Source organism: Ensifer sp. VA4, assembly GCF_055710065.1.
The window spans coordinates 23,798-38,728 of sequence record NZ_JBVQPO010000012.1; the positions used below are offsets into that span (position 1 = coordinate 23,798).

Sequence of the window (14,931 nt, forward strand, 5' to 3'; positions counted from 1 at the left end):
ATCACGCGATGCAAAAAATATCATGCAGCGCAACAAGAGACGCGGGTGGAGACAATGACGATCATCGGTGGGGCAGGTATTCGAGATGACGAGACCAGCATGGCGACGCGGGCGGCCTGGCTGCACTATGCCGGCGGCCTGACCCAGGCCGAGGTTGCCAAGCGGTTGGGTCTCACCTCGCTGAAAGCCCACCGGCTGATCATGAAGGCCAACCAGGAAGGGCTGGTGAAGGTCTATATCGACGGCGAAGTCTCCGAATGCGTCGAACTGGAACAGACGCTCTCGGCGCGCTACGACCTCGACTACTGCGAGGTGGTGCCGGACTTCGATTCCGACGACCTGCCGCTGAAGGCACTCGGCATTTCCGGCGCGCAGTTCCTGAAGCGCGAGATCGAGCGCGGCGAGACCGCGCTGGTCGGCGTCGGGCATGGCCGTACGCTCGCGGCCTGCGTCGAATATCTGCCGCGCATGGCGAGCGGCAATACCCGCTTCGTCTCACTGCTCGGCGGTCTTACCCGCAAGTTTTCGGCCAATCCGCATGACGTGATCCACCGGCTCGCCGAGCGCACCGGCGCGGAGGCCTATGTCATGCCGGTGCCGTTCTTTGCCAACACGGTCGAGGATCGCGACGTGCTCTTCAGCCAGCGCGGCGTGCGCGAGGTCTTCGATCTCGCCAAGACCGCCGACCTGCTGATGGTCGGCATCGGCACCGTCGAGCGCGAGGCGTCGCTGGTCTCGACCGGGATGATCGAGACGAGCGAGATCGAGGAGATCCAGAAGGGCGGGGCGATGGGTGAACTGCTCGGCCACTTCTTCGACGAGGATGGGGCGCCGGTCGAAACTGCGCTCTCCGACCGCACCTTCACGCTCAGCCGCGAGGACCTGAAGAACCGCCGCGCGGTTGCTGTTGCCGGCGGCAAGATCAAGGTGCCGGCCATTCGCGCCGTGCTCGCAAGCGGACACCTGAGTGGCCTCATCACCGATGAGCGGACCGCACGGGCGCTGGCCGCCCACAGCGCATGAGGCGCTGAGACGTTCGGGGCCATGAGGAGGGCAGGGAGGATCTGCCGTCCAGGTCTCAAAGGGAGGAATACCGGTGGGGTAGCCGGCACTGCAATCATACCCGCAACGGAGGAGAAGACGAATGTACGAGAAGGAGAAAGACCTCATCAGCGCGTTCCTGCGTGGGGAGGTGGATCGCCGTGGCATGCTCAAGGGATTGGGCGCGGCAGGCTTGACGGCCGGCACGGCCGGCACGTTGTTCAACATGATGTCGACCCGGGCGCTCGCCGCCGATTTCGACTGGAAGGCCCATTCCGGCAAGAAGCTGAAGCTGCTTCTGAACAAGCACCCTTACGCCGATGCGATGATCGCCAACCTGCAGGCCTTCAAGGATCTGACCGGTATCGAGGTCACCTATGACGTGTTTCCGGAAGATGTCTATTTCGACAAGGTGACGGCGGCGCTATCTTCGGGCTCGGCCGAATACGACGCCTTCATGACCGGCGCCTACATGACCTGGACCTATGGTCCGGCCGGCTGGATCGCCGACCTCAACGAATGGATCAAGGATCCGACCAAGACCAATCCCAACTACAATTGGGACGATTTCCTCGTGGGCGTGAAGAACTCCTGCGCCTGGAACGGCCAGCCGGGCGGGGCGCTGGGTTCGGAAGACGCCAAGCAATGGTGCATCCCGTGGGCGTTTGAGCAGAACAACATTACCTATAACCGCGAGATGTTCGACAAGGCCGGCGTCGAACTGCCGAAGAACCTCGACGACATGATCGCGGTCGCGGCCAAGCTGCAGAAGGATATCGGCGGCATCTACGGCATCGGCGTGCGTGGCTCGCGCTCCTGGGCGACGATCCATCCGGGCTTCCTGTCGGGCTATGCCAACTTCAACCAGAAGGACCTGAATGTCGGCGCCGACGGCAAGCTGTCGGCGGCGATGAATACCGCCGAATCCAAGGCTTACCACGCCAAGTTCGTGCAGATGATCCAGGAAAGCGGCCCGAAGGACTGGTCGACCTATACCTGGTACCAGGTCGGCACCGACCTCGGCGCCGGCGCCTCGGCCATGATCTTCGACGCCGATTGCCTCGGCTACTTCATGAACGGCGGCGACAACAAGATGGCCGGCAAGCTCGGCTATGCCGCCTTTGCTGCCAACCCGGAAGCCACGGCCTCGACCCCGAACATCTGGATCTGGTCGCTCGCCATGTCCAACTTCTCCAAGGACAAGGACGCCACCTGGTACTTCCTGCAGTGGGCTTCCGGTCCGGAACATGCGCTGTTCGGCGCCACCAAGATGGATTTCGTCGATCCGGTTCGCCAGTCGATCTGGAAGGACGAGATCTTCCGCGAGAAGCTGAACAAGAGCTATCCGGGCTATGTCGAAATGTTCGACGCTTCGGCCGCCGGCGCCTCCATCAAGTTCACGCCGCAGCCGCTGTTCTTCGACGTCACCACCGAATGGGCGGCGACGCTGCAGAAGATGGTCGCCAAGCAGGTGCCGGTCGACGAAGGTCTCGACCAGCTCGCCGAAAGCATCAACCGCCAGCTCCAGGAAGCGGGTCTCGGCTGATAGGCCTCCCAAGCCACGCCCGGCGCTTTTCGGAGCGCCGGGCATCCGAGACGCCAGCGATGGCTGGCCTGACGATCCCGTGGTGACGGGGATCGCACCGGAATTCAAAGCGATGGAGCCGATCTGGCGCGAGGCGCCGTGCTCCAAAGACAACCTGAGATGCCGAGGACTGGCGCGGGCTCGAGCTTCCGCGTGCCGCGTGCTTTCTTCAAGACTTCAGGAACGGAGCTCGACATGGCTTCAACAGAAACCCTCCGCAGACCGGCCTCCGGCTTCAGGATCAGCAGGAAGATGCTTCCCTATGTGCTGAGCCTGCCGGCCTTGCTCGTCTGCATCGGCATCCTCATCCCGTTCTTCACGGCGGTGGTCTATTCCTTCCAGCGCTACCGGCTGAGCCAGCCCTGGAGCCGCCAGTTCAACTGGGGCGAAAACTACCTCAACTTCTTCACCGATCCGGCCTTCTGGAACACGCTGAAGGTGTCGCTGCTCTATGCCGGCATCACCGTGACGCTGGAGCTGCTGCTCGGTCTCGGCATCGCGCTGCTCTTGCAGCGCCGCTCGGCGGTCAACAACTTCATCTCGATCATGCTGCTCCTGCCGCTGATGATCGCGCCGGCGCTCGCCGCGCTGATGTGGAAGCTGATGACCAATCCGAGCTTCGGCATCCTCAGCTATCTTGCAAGCCTCATCGGCCTCAATGATTTCCGCTGGGCGTCCTCGCCGGACACGGCGCTCTTGACCGTCGTGCTCGTCGACATTTGGGTCTATACGCCCTTCATCATGATCCTGCTGCTTGCGGGCCTGCGCTCGCTGCCGACCCAGCCCTTCGAGGCGGCGGCGCTCGACGGCGTGCCGCGCAGCTTCGTCTTCTTCCGCATCACGCTACCGATGCTGACGCCCTACATTCTGACGGCGACGCTCTTCCGGCTGCTCGACAGTATCCAGCAGTTCGACATCATCTATGCGATGACCCAAGGCGGGCCAGGCAACACGCTCACCGTCTTCCAGGTCGAGGCCTATCTCAACTTCTTCCAGTCGACCAATGTCGGCCGTTCGGCAGCGCTGCTGATCATCCTGTGGGCGATCACCTACACGCTGTCCAACGTCTTCATCAAGAACTGGCTGCGCCTGCGCGAACGCGCTCGCGGCGAAGCGTAAGGAGGTTCCAATGGAAACCATGTCTCCGCTCGAACGGGCCTTGCGCGGTCTCGCCCTGACGCTCGTCGTCGTCTTCTTCATGTTCCCGATTTTCTGGATCTTCCTGATGTCGTTCCAGACGAACGAGACGATCCTCGCGATCCCGCCCTCGGTCATCTTCGCGCCGACGCTTTCAAACTATGCGGCGCTGATCACCGGCAAGCTGCAGACGGCCGCCGGTACGCTCGACATCGCCTTCATGAGCAATCTCGGTAACTCGATTTTCCTGTCGGTTGCCTCCGTTGCGGTCTCGCTGGTGCTCGGCGTGCCCGCGGCCTATGCCTTCGCCCGCCACAAGTTCAAAGGCTCGGAAGACATTGCCTTCACGCTGCTCTCCTTCCGCTTTGCGCCGCCGCTGCTGGTCCTCCTGCCGCTGACGCAGTATTTCCAGTGGCTCGGCCTCTCCAACACCTATTTCGGCCTGATCTGGGTCTACCAGCTCATCTGCCTGCCGCTCATCCTCTGGATCGTGCGCGGCTATTTCGAGGATATCTCGGCCGACGTCGAATATGCCTATCGCATTGCCGGTCACTCCTGGTTCGCGACCTTCCGCAAGATCGCCCTGCCGCTGGCAGGACCCGGCATTGCCGCTGCCGGCCTGCTCGCCTTCATCTTCGCCTGGAACAATTTCGTCTTCGCGCTGGTGCTGGCCTCCGCCGACAAGCAGCCGGTGACGGTGGGCGCGCTCGCCTTCGTCACGTCCTCGGGCATCCAATACGGGCAGATCGCCGCGGCCATCGTGCTCTCGGTCACGCCGACGCTCGCACTTGCACTCTACGCCCAGCGCTACCTCGTCGAAGGCCTGTCGCTCGGCGCGGTGAAGGGATAAATCATGACCACGCTGCAACTGAAGAATATCGTCAAGCGCTACAAGAGCCAGACGGTTCTCGACGACCTGACGCTCGACGTCGCCGATGGCGAGCGGCTGGTGCTCTTCGGGCCCTCCGGCGCCGGCAAGACCGTGCTGCTGAGATTGGTGGCCGGCGTCATCGAGCCGGATGAAGGCCGGGTGCTGATCGGCGGCGAGGACATGATCGATGTCGATGCCGAACATCGCGGCGTCGGCATGGCCTTCCAGAACTTCGCGCTGTTCCCGCACATGAGCGCCTTCGACAATATCGCAAGCCCGCTGACGGCGACGAAATCGCCGAAGGAGAAGATCGCAGCCGGTGTGCAGAAGGTCGCCAAGCTGCTCAAGATCGACCATGTGCTGAGCCATCACCCGAAGGCGCTTTCCAACGGCCAGAAGCAGCGCACCGCACTTGCCCGCGCGCTGGTCGGCTCGCCGCCGCTGCTTCTGCTGGACGATCCCTTGCGCAACGTCGATGCCAAGCTCCGCTTCGAAATGCGGCTGGAATTGCCGCGGCTCTTGGCAGCCGAAGGGGCAACGGTCGTCTACGTGACCCAGGACTACAAGGAGGCGATGGCGCTCGGCGACCGGATCGCGGTCATGGCCGCCGGCCGCATCCGCCAGGTCGGCACGCCGCAGGAGATCTACAATGCGCCCGCCGATATCGAAATCGCACGGCTCTTCGGCGACCCCACCATCAACCTGCTCGATGTTACGCCGCAACGCGGTGGCGAGGGCGTCTTCGTCGAGCTTTCCAATGTCCGGGTGCGGCTTGCCGACTACGGTGGCGATGTCGTCGGCTGGCAGTGCGTTCTCGGCCTGCGTCCGGAAACGATCAGCTTCGTCGATGCCGCGGCACCAGGCGCCATCCCGGTAACGGTGGAGGCGGAAACGCCGCTCAACGAAAAGACCGTGACCTTGGCGCTGACCGCCCGCGGCCGCGAAATCCTGGTGTCGCGCCCGGCCGGCACGCCTGGTCCCATCGCCGGTCCGGCCCATATTGCCGTCAATGGTAGCCAGGCCTTTCTCTTCGACAAGGCGAGCGGCGTTCTGCTGCCGCGCGCCGACCTCGCAGCCAAGCGCAATGGAGAAGCGGCATGACCGATACCGCTCTTTTGATCAAGGACGTCGACAAGTTCTACGGCCCCGTCGACTACGGCGTGCACGCCGTGAAGAAGCTGAACATGGATGTCAGGAAGGGCGAGATCATCGCGCTGCTCGGCTCGTCCGGTTGCGGCAAGACGTCGACCTTGCGGATGATCGCCGGCTTCGAGGCAGTGTCGCGCGGCACGATCTCGCTTGCGGGCCGTGAAGTCCAGACCCTGCCGCCGGTTCGCCGCAACGTCGCCATGGCCTTCGAGGGCTATTCGCTCTATCCGCCGCTGACCGTGCGCGAGAACATCGCCTTCGCGCTGAAGGCGTCGAAACTTTCGCAGAGCGTCGTCGACGAGAAGGTGGCTGGTATCGCCAAGCTCTTGGAAATCGAGGACATTCTCGGGCGCTATCCGAGCTCGATCTCCGGCGGCCAGCAGCAGCGCGCCTCGCTCGGCCGGGCGCTGATCCGCGACGCCAACTTGCACCTGCTCGACGAGCCGATGGGGCAACTGGAGCCGCAGCTTCGGGCGCTGCTGCGCGGCCGCATCAAGCATTACATTAGGGAGCGTGGACTGACGGCGATCCTCGTTACCCACGACCAGACCGAGGCCAATGCGCTCGCGGACCGCATCGCCGTCATGGAGGGCGGGGTGTTGCAGCAGTTCGATACGCCGCAGAAGATCAAGGAGCGTCCGGCCAATCTCTTCACCGGTACCTTCGTCGGCGAGCCGCCGATGAACGTGTTCGAGGCCAGCGTTTCAGGCTCGGAAAGCAAGGTCGCCTTCGGCCTCAAGGACGGCGTGCGGCTCGAATACCCGGCCTCCGACTTCTCGCATGCGGTGCGCGATGCGCTGGTCAAACGGCAGAAGGTGGTGCTCGGCATCCGGCCCTATTCGGTGCGCCGCAGCGCCGACGGCGTGACGGGCCGTGTCGCCGTCAACCAGTGGCTTGGCGACCAGACCCATATCGCGGCGGATTTCGCCGGCGGTACCATGGTGCTGGTCGAGCACGACCGCACCGAACTCGATGTCGGCCAGCCGATCGGCATCCATCTCGATCCTTCGAGCCTGCATGTCTTCGATGGCGAGAGCGGCCGGGCGATCAGCCATGGACAGGAGCTTGCCTGATGCGGGACATCCTCATCGGCATCGATGCGGGCACCTCGGTCATCAAGTCGGTGGCCTTCGACCTTCGCGGCCGGCAGATCGCCATGGCGGCGCTGCCGAACGCCTATGAGGCCGTCGGCCGCGCCGGCAGCGTCCAGGATCTCGAGCGCACCTGGGCCGATGCGGCAACGACGCTGAAGCAGCTCTCCGACAAGATCGAAAACCTCCCCGGACGCGTTGCCGCCATCGCGGTCACCGGTCAGGGTGACGGCACCTGGATGATCGACAAGGCGGGTGCGCCTGTCGGCAAGGGCTGGCTGTGGCTCGATGCGCGCGCCGGTGAGACGGTGGAGCGGCTTCGCGCCGACAGTGGCGATATCGCCCGCTTCGAGAGCACCGGCGCGGGCCTTGCCGCCTGCCAGCAGGGGCCGCAGCTTCGCTGGATGAGCGACCATGCGCCCGAGATGTTGAACGGCGTCGCCACGACGTTCCATTGCAAGGACTGGCTCTATTTCAAGCTGACCGGCAAACGGGCGACCGATCCGTCCGAGGCGAATTTCAGCTTCGGCGATTTCCGCACCCGCACCTACAACGACGACGTCATCGCCTTCCTCGGCCTCGAAAAGCTGAAGCATGTGCTGCCCGAGATCGTCGATGGTGCCTCGACCCATCACCTGCTCTCGGCTGAAGCGGCAAGGATCACGGGCCTCACCGAGGGTACGCCTGTCGTGCTCGGCTACGTCGATGTCGTCTGCACCGCGCTTGGCGCCGGGCTCTACGATCCCGGTACCGATACCGGCTGCTCGATCATCGGCTCGACCGGCATGCACATGCGGCTTGCCAATGGCGCCGACGATGTGCGTCTCAATCGCGATCTCACCGGCTACACCATGTGCATGCCGATCCGGGGCACCTATGCGCAGATGCAGTCGAACATGGCGGCGACGCTCAATATCGACTGGATCCTGTCGGTCGCATCCGGCCTGCTGAAGGGAATGGGGGTGGAGAAATCGAAGAGCGAATTGCTCGTCCATGTCGATGGCTGGCTGGCCGACGCCAAGGACACGCCGCTGATCTTCCAGCCCTATATCTCGGATGCCGGCGAACGCGGGCCTTTCGTCGACGCGACGGCACGCGCTTCCTTCGTCGGGCTCTCGATCACCCACGGTTTCGGCGACATGGTAAAGGCGGTCTTTGACGGGCTCGCCATGGCGGCGCGCGATTGCTACGCCGAAATGGGGCCGCTGCCGGCGCGTATCCGGCTGACGGGCGGGGCTGCCCGCAGCGCAGCGCTCCGCCGCATCCTCGGAGCGGCGCTCGGCGCCAGCGTCCAGACGAGCGAGCGGGAAGAGGCGGGCGCGGCCGGTGCCGCGATGATCGCCGCCGTCTCGCTCGGCATCTATCCCTCGATGGCCGATTGCCTCGGCGATTGGGTCACCCCCTATCAACGACCGGCGGAAGCCGCCGATCCGGCGCTTGCCCGCCGCTTTGACGAACTCTTCCCCGCCTACCAGCAATCGCGAACAGCGCTCAGACCCGTCTGGCACGCACTCTCCCAAGGTGCTGACGCCGGAGACCAACAGGAAAGACCGAAATGAAGAAGATAGCCATTATCGGCGACCGGTTCATGCTGCCGGACGTCTTCCGCGACAAGATCGTCGAGGCGACCGGCAACGGCCATGACATCCGCACGCTCGAACTGCCCTGGCCGGATGTGCCGATGGAGCACGGTTATGCCGTCGAAGGCCTGGACGGGCTGAAGGAATATCTCGGCAAGCCCGAGGATATCGTCGAATTCATCGGCGACGCCGAAATCCTGGTGACGCAGCTTGCGCCGCTCTCTCGGGGAATGCTCCAGGCGCTGCCCGGCCTGAAGCTCGTGGCTGTCTCGCGCGGCGGCCCCGTCAACATCGACATGGGTGCGGCGCGCGATGCCGGCATTCGCGTTGTCAACACGCCCGGGCGCAATGCCAGCGCGGTTGCCGAATTCACGCTCGGCGCCATCCTCGCCGAGACCCGGCTGATCCGCACCGGCCACGAGGCTCTGCGCAAGGGCGAATGGCGCGGCGATCTCTACCGCGCCGACCGCACCGGCCGCGAGCTCTCGGAAATGACCGTCGGCGTCATCGGCTACGGCAATATCGGCACCAAGGTGGTGCGCCTGCTTCGCGCCTTCGGCACCAAGGTGCTGGTGCACGATCCCTATGTGCAGCTTTCCGCCGATGATCTCAACGCCGGCGTCGAGCAGGTGACGCTCGACGATCTTCTCTCCCGCTCCGACCTCGTGACGCTGCATCCGCGCGTGACCGAGGAGACCCGCAACATGATGAATGCCGAGACCTTTGCGAAGATGAAGCCGGGCGCGATCTTCGTGAACACAGCGCGCGGACCGCTGTGCGACTATGACGCGCTCTACGAAAACCTGGTGAGCGGCCACCTCTCTGCGGCGATGCTGGAGACTTTCGCGGTTGAGCCGGTGCCGGCGGATTGGCCGCTGCTTAAGCTTCCGAACGTGACGCTGACGCCGCATATCGCCGGAGCCTCGGTGCGCACCGTGACCTTCGCCGCCGAGATGGCGGCCGAGGAAGTCCGCCGCTACATCGCCGGCCTGCCGCCGGTTCATCCCTGCTAGAGCGGGATGAGGAAAAGTGTGTGCGGTTTTCCGCCCGCATCCCGCTCTAATCTCAGAGGAATTCGTCATGAGCGAACGCGAACTGCGCCAGTCGATCGTCGACCATTGCCGCCACATGAACGCCATCGGGCTCAACCAGGGGACCTCCGGCAATATCAGCGTGCGTCACGGCGAGATCATGCTGGTGACGCCCTCGGGCATCCCCTATGGCGAGATGACGGCGGACATGATCGTCGCCATGCCTGTTAACGGCGAATACGGCGCCTGGGAGGGCCCGAAGAAACCCTCTGTCGAGTGGCCGTTCCACCTGGATATCCTGCGCGCTCGGCCGGAGGTCGGCGCGGTTGTTCACACGCATGCGATGTACTCGACCATTCTGGCGATTGCCCGCAAGCCGATCCCGGCCTGCCACTACATGATCGCGGCCTTCGGCGGCAACGACGTGCGCGTTGCCGACTACGAGCGCTACGGCACCAAGGCGCTTTCCGAAAGCGTGCTGCGGGCGCTTGCGGGCCGGACGGCGTGCCTGATGGCAAATCACGGCATGATCGCGACCGGCGTAAGCCTGGAGAAGGCGATGTGGGCGGCAGTCGAGCTCGAGACGATCGCCAAGCAATATTACCACACGCTCTTGATCGGCGGCCCGGTGGTCCTGCCGGACGCGGAAATCGCCGGTGTGATCGAGGGCTTTGCCACCTATGGCCTGCAGGAAGACGAAGGCGGCCTGAGGTGCGACGTGAATTCGAAGGAGTGACGACGTGAATCCCGAGACCGGAGTATATGATCTGTTCGTCGTCGGCGGCGGCGTCAATGGCGCGGGCATTGCGCGTGACGCTGCCGGGCGGGGGCTCTCGGTTCTCTTGTGCGAGAAGGACGATCTGGCGCAAGGGACGAGCTCGCGCTCGGGCAAGCTCGTGCATGGAGGCCTGCGCTATCTCGAATATTACGAGTTCCGCCTGGTGCGGGAGGCGCTGATCGAGCGCGAAGTGCTCTTGGAATCTGCGCCGCACATCATCTGGCCGATGCGCTTCGTGCTGCCGCACAATCCGGCGGACCGGCCGGCCTGGCTGGTAAGGCTCGGCCTCTTCCTCTACGACCATCTCGGTGGGCGCAAGCGCCTGCCGGGGACCCGCAGCCTCAACCTTGCGACCGCGCCCGAGGGCGCGCCGATCAAGCGAGAATATCGCAAGGCCTTCGAATATTCCGACTGCTGGGTGGATGACGCGCGCCTCGTCGTCCTGAACGCGCTCGACGCCCGCGCCCGCGGCGCCCGGGTGCTGACGCGCACCGCCTGCAGCGCCATCCGCCGGCGGGACGGGCTCTGGCATATCGAGATGACCGATACGCAAACGGGCGTGAAGACCGAGGCGAGGGCGCGCTGCGTCGTCAACACCGCCGGCCCCTGGGTCAATGATGTCATCGGCCGGATCGGCGGGCTGAATTCGAGCCGCAGCGTGCGCCTCGTCAAGGGGAGCCACATCGTCGTGCCGAAATTCTGGGAGGGGCGGCAGGCCTATCTCGTGCAGAACCCGGACAAGCGGGTGATCTTCATCAATCCCTATCAGAACGATCTGGCGCTGATCGGCACGACGGACATCCCCTATGAAGGCCGGCCCGAGGATGTGGTCGCCGACGACAGGGAGATTGCCTATCTCTTGAAGTCAGTGAACCGCTACTTCAAGCAGCAGCTTACCTCGGACGATATCGTCTACAGCTTCTCGGGCGTCCGGCCGCTCTATGACGACAATGCCGAAAATCCTTCGGCCGTCACCCGCGACTATATTTTCGAGGTCGATGCCGCCAACGGTCACGCGCCGCTGCTCTCGGTTTTCGGCGGCAAGATCACGACTTTCCGCAAGCTTTCCGAACATGCGCTGGAGCGGCTGGGGCCTTTCTTTCCTGACATGGGGCCGGCCTGGACGGCGAAGGCGCATCTGCCCGGCGGCGACATGGCGGATGCCGATTTCGAGCAGTTTCTGGGCGATCTCAAGGCACGCTACCGCTGGCTACCGGCCGATCTCGCCAAGCACTATGCGCGGCTCTATGGCACGCGGACGCATGCGTTGCTTGCCGGCGCTTCCGCGCTTGAGGATCTCGGGCCGTCCTTCGGTCCGCACCTTCACGAACGCGAAGCGCGTTTTCTCATCGAAAACGAATGGGCGCGAACGGCGGACGACATTCTCGACCGCCGGACCAAGCACGGCCTGCACATGACGCCGGCCGAGCGGCAGGCCTTCACCCATTGGCTCGAACATCAGCAGGCGGCGGCCTGAAGGAGGACCGGGATGCGAAGTCTGGAATTTGAAGCGCTTCTCGATCTTTCGGCCCGCGTCGGATCGGATCCGCTGCTGGTGCAGGGGGCAGGCGGCAACACATCGATCAAGGAGGGCGGCACGCTCTGGATCAAGGCCTCGGGCCTGTGGCTGGCACAAGCCCGCCAGCGCGACGTCATGGTGCCGGTGGCGCTCGATCCGTTGCTCGATGCGCTGGAGCGCGACGACCCGGCGACCGAGAAGGCCCAGGATTTCGTCATTGCCGAGCGCAACCCCTCGGGGTTGCGCCCCTCGATCGAAACGACGGTGCATGCGCTGATGCCACAGAAGGTGGTGGTGCACGTGCATTGCGTCGAGACGATCGCGACGGCGGTGCAGACGAACGGGGCGGCGATTGCCGCCGAGCGGCTTGCCGGTTTTCCGCATATCTTCGTGCCCTATGCCCGGCCAGGACTGCCGCTTGCCAAGGCAATCAGCGAACGATTGCAGGACGATACTTCCGTACTGGTCCTCGGCAACCATGGTCTCGTCGTCGCAGCCGAAACCGTGGCGGATGCGGCGAGCCTTTTGAGCGACATCACGCGCCGCCTGGCCGGGCCGAGGCGGCAGGCGCCGACGGCCGATCTGGCGGCGCTTTCGCGACTTGCCGTCGATAGCGACTATCGGCTGCCGGAGGATCCTTTTCTGCATGCGGTCGCGGCCGATCTCGACAGTTGCCGGCTCGCCGCCGGCGGTAGCCTCTACCCTGACCATGTGATCTTCCTCGGCAGGGGCGTTGTGGTGGCCGCCCCCAGCGACACTGCCCTTTCGATCGAGGCGAAGCGGCGTGCGGCCGGCGCGAGCCTGCCGCCACTCCTGCTTTTCCCCGGCAAGGGCGTGCTGGTGCAGAAGGAAGTTTCCGCCGGAGCCCTCGCCATGGCGCGGTGCCTTGCCGATGTGACGGCACGCATTCCGGCGGATGCGCGGCTGCGCTACCTGACGGAAGCGGAAAACGCCGAGCTCCTCGGCTGGGACGCGGAAAAGTATCGCCAGCAACTCAACCGCGCCGGGCAGGTGCTGCAATGAGCGGCGACGATCGCAAGCTCGTTGTCGGCATCGACATCGGCACCTCGGGTGCGCGTGCCGTCGCGATGGCTTCGAATGGCGCCGTCGTCGCGTCGGGTGCGGCGAAGCTCTCGTCCTATTCCGACGACCATCGCGACCCCAGCGGTTGGTGGAAGGCGGTGCAGGCGGCACTCGGGGAAACGCTCGGCGGCATCGACAGACAAACGGTTCGCGCTCTCGCGATCGACGGCACCTCGGGCACGATGCTGCCGGTCGGCCAAAGCGGCGCGCCGCTGGCGACGCCGATGATGTACAACGACCCGGTTGCCGATCGCGCTTTTCTCGATGCGGTTTCTGCCCATGCGCCGCGGGAGAGTGCTGCGCATGGGGCCACATCCGGGCTTGCCAAGCTTCTCGCCTTTCAGTCCGTGCCCGGCACTTTCAGGGTGATCCACCAGGCGGATTGGCTCGCCGGACATTTCACCGGGCTTTATGACGTCTCCGACGAGAACAACGCGCTGAAGACCGGCTACGATCCGGTATCGCGGTCGTGGCCGGAGTGGATCGAAAAGACCGGTGCGCGTGTCGATCTGCTGCCCGATGTGATGCCGGCCGGAGCGCCGGTCGCTGCGATCAGTCCCGCGGCTGCCGAAGCCTTCGGCCTATCGGCCGATCTCGTGGTCGTTGCCGGCACCACGGACGGATGTGCCTCGTTCCTGGCAACGGGCGCCGATCAGCCCGGTGACGGCGTCAGCGCCCTCGGCACGACCCTGACGGTGAAGATGCTCTCGGACCGCCCGCTGTTTGCGCCGGAATATGGGCTTTACAGCCACCGCATCGGCGAGATGTGGCTTGCGGGCGGGGCATCCAATACCGGCGGCGTGGTACTGGCCGAACATTTCTCGCCGGAGCGGATCGCAGCGCTTTCGGCCGGGATCGATCCGTCCGTCGATACCGGGCTCGATTATTATCCGCTGGTGAAACCCGGTGAGCGCTTCCCGGTCGCCGATCCCGATTTTCCGCCGCGGATGAGCCCGCGGCCGGCCGACGATGCAGCCTTTCTCAAAGCGATCTTCGAAGGCATCGCCGGTGTCGAGAGCCTTGCCTATCGGCGGTTGACCTCGCTTGGCGGGCCGGCGCTCCGGTCGCTGCGCAGCGTCGGCGGCGGTGCGAAGAATGCGGCCTGGACGGCGATCCGGGCGCGCAAGCTCGGTGTGCCGTTCTTGCCGGTTCTCTCCGAGGAGGCGGCCGCCGGGACAGCGCGGCTGGCGCTGGTCGGCGCCAGAAAGGCGGGTGTGCTGTGACGGAAGCCCAAGCCATCGACAGGCTGAGCGCCATTGCCGAGCGCTATGATGCCTTCCTGATTGACCAGTTCGGGGTGCTGCGCGATGGCCGCGCGCCCTATCCGGAAGCGGTCGAAACGCTGGTGCGGCTGAAGGATGCGGGAAAAAGCATCATCATCCTCTCCAACTCCGGTAAGCGCTCGGCGGAAAACGACCGCCGCCTTGTCGATCTCGGTTTCGTCTCGGGGAGCTGGGACTGGTTCCTGACCTCCGGCGAAGTCGCCTGGCAGAACTTGAAACGGGAAGGCGAGGGCGTGAGCGACGGTCGGCGCAAGTGCCTGCTGATCAGCCGCGACGGTGATCTTTCGCCGCTGGCCGGGCTCGATCTCGAACGCACGGCGAGCGGCGCGGACGCCGACTTCGTGCTTCTTGCCGCGAGCGAGGGCGATGTCTATCCGCTTTCCCACTACGAGGCGCTGCTGGCGCCGGCGGCAAAGCGCGGCGTTCCGTGCCTCTGCACCAATCCCGACAAGGTGATGCTGACGAAGATGGGCACGGCCTTCGGCGCCGGACGCATTGCCGAACTCTACGAGGAACTTGGCGGCAGCGTGCGCTGGATCGGCAAGCCCTTCGCCGACATCTATGCGTCAGCGCTCGATTTCCTTGGTCACCCCGATCCAACGCGGGTCTGCGCCATCGGCGACAGCATCGAGCACGATATCGCCGGTGCGGCGAAGGCAGGGCTCCATTCCGTTCTGGTGACGACGGGGATACTGGAGCACGCCTCGGACGAGGAGCGCCGCAAGCTCTTTGCCGAGCACGGCGCCAGCCCCGACTTCATCCTTCCGAAATTTACCTGGTAAG

General features: G+C 64.7%; 13 protein-coding genes. All 13 read left to right on the forward strand.

Annotated features, from left to right (window positions below; translation table 11 throughout):
- The first annotated feature begins 54 nt into the window (after positions 1–54).
- The 13 genes from AC0C6X_RS21040 (at position 55) to AC0C6X_RS21100 (ending at position 14,930) form a co-directional block, all read left to right on the forward strand.
- Positions 55–1,023, forward strand: a complete 969-nt coding sequence (locus tag AC0C6X_RS21040; RefSeq protein WP_472954926.1) for a sugar-binding transcriptional regulator — start codon at positions 55–57, stop codon at positions 1,021–1,023.
- Positions 1,024–1,144: 121 nt separating this feature from the next.
- Positions 1,145–2,587 (forward strand): extracellular solute-binding protein, encoded by a 1,443-nt coding sequence (locus AC0C6X_RS21045; RefSeq protein ID WP_472954928.1) that lies wholly within the window; start codon positions 1,145–1,147, stop codon positions 2,585–2,587.
- Between the two features lie 234 nt (positions 2,588–2,821).
- The gene (locus AC0C6X_RS21050; RefSeq protein ID WP_173517255.1) at positions 2,822–3,745 is read left to right on the forward strand and encodes a carbohydrate ABC transporter permease; all 924 of its coding nucleotides are present in this window, start codon (positions 2,822–2,824) and stop codon (positions 3,743–3,745) included.
- A gap of 10 nt (positions 3,746–3,755) precedes the next feature.
- A complete protein-coding gene (locus tag AC0C6X_RS21055; RefSeq protein WP_472954930.1) occupies positions 3,756–4,613 on the forward strand; it encodes a carbohydrate ABC transporter permease in 858 nt (285 codons plus the stop codon).
- A 3-nt stretch (positions 4,614–4,616) separates the two neighbouring features.
- Positions 4,617–5,735, forward strand: a complete 1,119-nt coding sequence (locus AC0C6X_RS21060) for an ABC transporter ATP-binding protein (protein WP_472954933.1) — start codon at positions 4,617–4,619, stop codon at positions 5,733–5,735.
- Positions 5,732–6,856: an ABC transporter ATP-binding protein gene (locus AC0C6X_RS21065; protein WP_247958418.1), complete on the forward strand. Its 1,125-nt coding sequence runs from the start codon at positions 5,732–5,734 to the stop codon at positions 6,854–6,856. The genes AC0C6X_RS21060 and AC0C6X_RS21065 overlap by 4 nt, the downstream gene beginning before the upstream one ends.
- Positions 6,856–8,433: an FGGY family carbohydrate kinase gene (locus AC0C6X_RS21070; RefSeq protein WP_472954935.1), complete on the forward strand. Its 1,578-nt coding sequence runs from the start codon at positions 6,856–6,858 to the stop codon at positions 8,431–8,433. The genes AC0C6X_RS21065 and AC0C6X_RS21070 overlap by 1 nt, the downstream gene beginning before the upstream one ends.
- Positions 8,430–9,467: a 2-hydroxyacid dehydrogenase gene (locus AC0C6X_RS21075; protein WP_173517250.1), complete on the forward strand. Its 1,038-nt coding sequence runs from the start codon at positions 8,430–8,432 to the stop codon at positions 9,465–9,467. Before AC0C6X_RS21070 ends, AC0C6X_RS21075 begins: the two co-directional genes overlap by 4 nt.
- Before the next feature lie 67 nt (positions 9,468–9,534).
- Positions 9,535–10,221 carry a class II aldolase/adducin family protein gene (locus AC0C6X_RS21080; protein ID WP_472954938.1) on the forward strand — a complete coding sequence of 229 codons (687 nt, stop codon included), beginning with the start codon at positions 9,535–9,537 and terminating at the stop codon, positions 10,219–10,221.
- 4 nt (positions 10,222–10,225) lie between these two features.
- Positions 10,226–11,740 (forward strand): glycerol-3-phosphate dehydrogenase, encoded by a 1,515-nt coding sequence (locus AC0C6X_RS21085; RefSeq protein ID WP_247958416.1) that lies wholly within the window; start codon positions 10,226–10,228, stop codon positions 11,738–11,740.
- Positions 11,741–11,752: 12 nt separating this feature from the next.
- Positions 11,753–12,805, forward strand: a complete 1,053-nt coding sequence (locus AC0C6X_RS21090; protein ID WP_472954941.1) for a class II aldolase/adducin family protein — start codon at positions 11,753–11,755, stop codon at positions 12,803–12,805.
- Positions 12,802–14,088: an FGGY-family carbohydrate kinase gene (locus AC0C6X_RS21095; protein ID WP_472954944.1), complete on the forward strand. Its 1,287-nt coding sequence runs from the start codon at positions 12,802–12,804 to the stop codon at positions 14,086–14,088. The genes AC0C6X_RS21090 and AC0C6X_RS21095 overlap by 4 nt, the downstream gene beginning before the upstream one ends.
- Positions 14,085–14,930: a TIGR01459 family HAD-type hydrolase gene (locus tag AC0C6X_RS21100; protein ID WP_472954946.1), complete on the forward strand. Its 846-nt coding sequence runs from the start codon at positions 14,085–14,087 to the stop codon at positions 14,928–14,930. Before AC0C6X_RS21095 ends, AC0C6X_RS21100 begins: the two co-directional genes overlap by 4 nt.
- Position 14,931 lies beyond the last annotated feature (1 nt).

Excerpts from the sequence above, each read along its gene's own strand:
- AC0C6X_RS21080 (WP_472954938.1), top strand. The coding sequence starts at position 9,535 with ATGAGCGAACGCGAACTGCGCCAGTCGATCGTCGACCATTGCCGCCAC.
- AC0C6X_RS21065 (WP_247958418.1), top strand. The coding sequence starts at position 5,732 with ATGACCGATACCGCTCTTTTGATCAAGGACGTCGACAAGTTCTACGGC.
- AC0C6X_RS21055 (WP_472954930.1), top strand. The coding sequence starts at position 3,756 with ATGGAAACCATGTCTCCGCTCGAACGGGCCTTGCGCGGTCTCGCCCTG.
- AC0C6X_RS21070 (WP_472954935.1), top strand. The coding sequence starts at position 6,856 with ATGCGGGACATCCTCATCGGCATCGATGCGGGCACCTCGGTCATCAAG.
- AC0C6X_RS21050 (WP_173517255.1), top strand. The coding sequence starts at position 2,822 with ATGGCTTCAACAGAAACCCTCCGCAGACCGGCCTCCGGCTTCAGGATC.
- AC0C6X_RS21075 (WP_173517250.1), top strand. The coding sequence starts at position 8,430 with ATGAAGAAGATAGCCATTATCGGCGACCGGTTCATGCTGCCGGACGTC.
- AC0C6X_RS21060 (WP_472954933.1), top strand. The coding sequence starts at position 4,617 with ATGACCACGCTGCAACTGAAGAATATCGTCAAGCGCTACAAGAGCCAG.
- AC0C6X_RS21040 (WP_472954926.1), top strand. The coding sequence starts at position 55 with ATGACGATCATCGGTGGGGCAGGTATTCGAGATGACGAGACCAGCATG.
- AC0C6X_RS21090 (WP_472954941.1), top strand. The coding sequence starts at position 11,753 with ATGCGAAGTCTGGAATTTGAAGCGCTTCTCGATCTTTCGGCCCGCGTC.
- AC0C6X_RS21045 (WP_472954928.1), top strand. The coding sequence starts at position 1,145 with ATGTACGAGAAGGAGAAAGACCTCATCAGCGCGTTCCTGCGTGGGGAG.
- AC0C6X_RS21095 (WP_472954944.1), top strand. The coding sequence starts at position 12,802 with ATGAGCGGCGACGATCGCAAGCTCGTTGTCGGCATCGACATCGGCACC.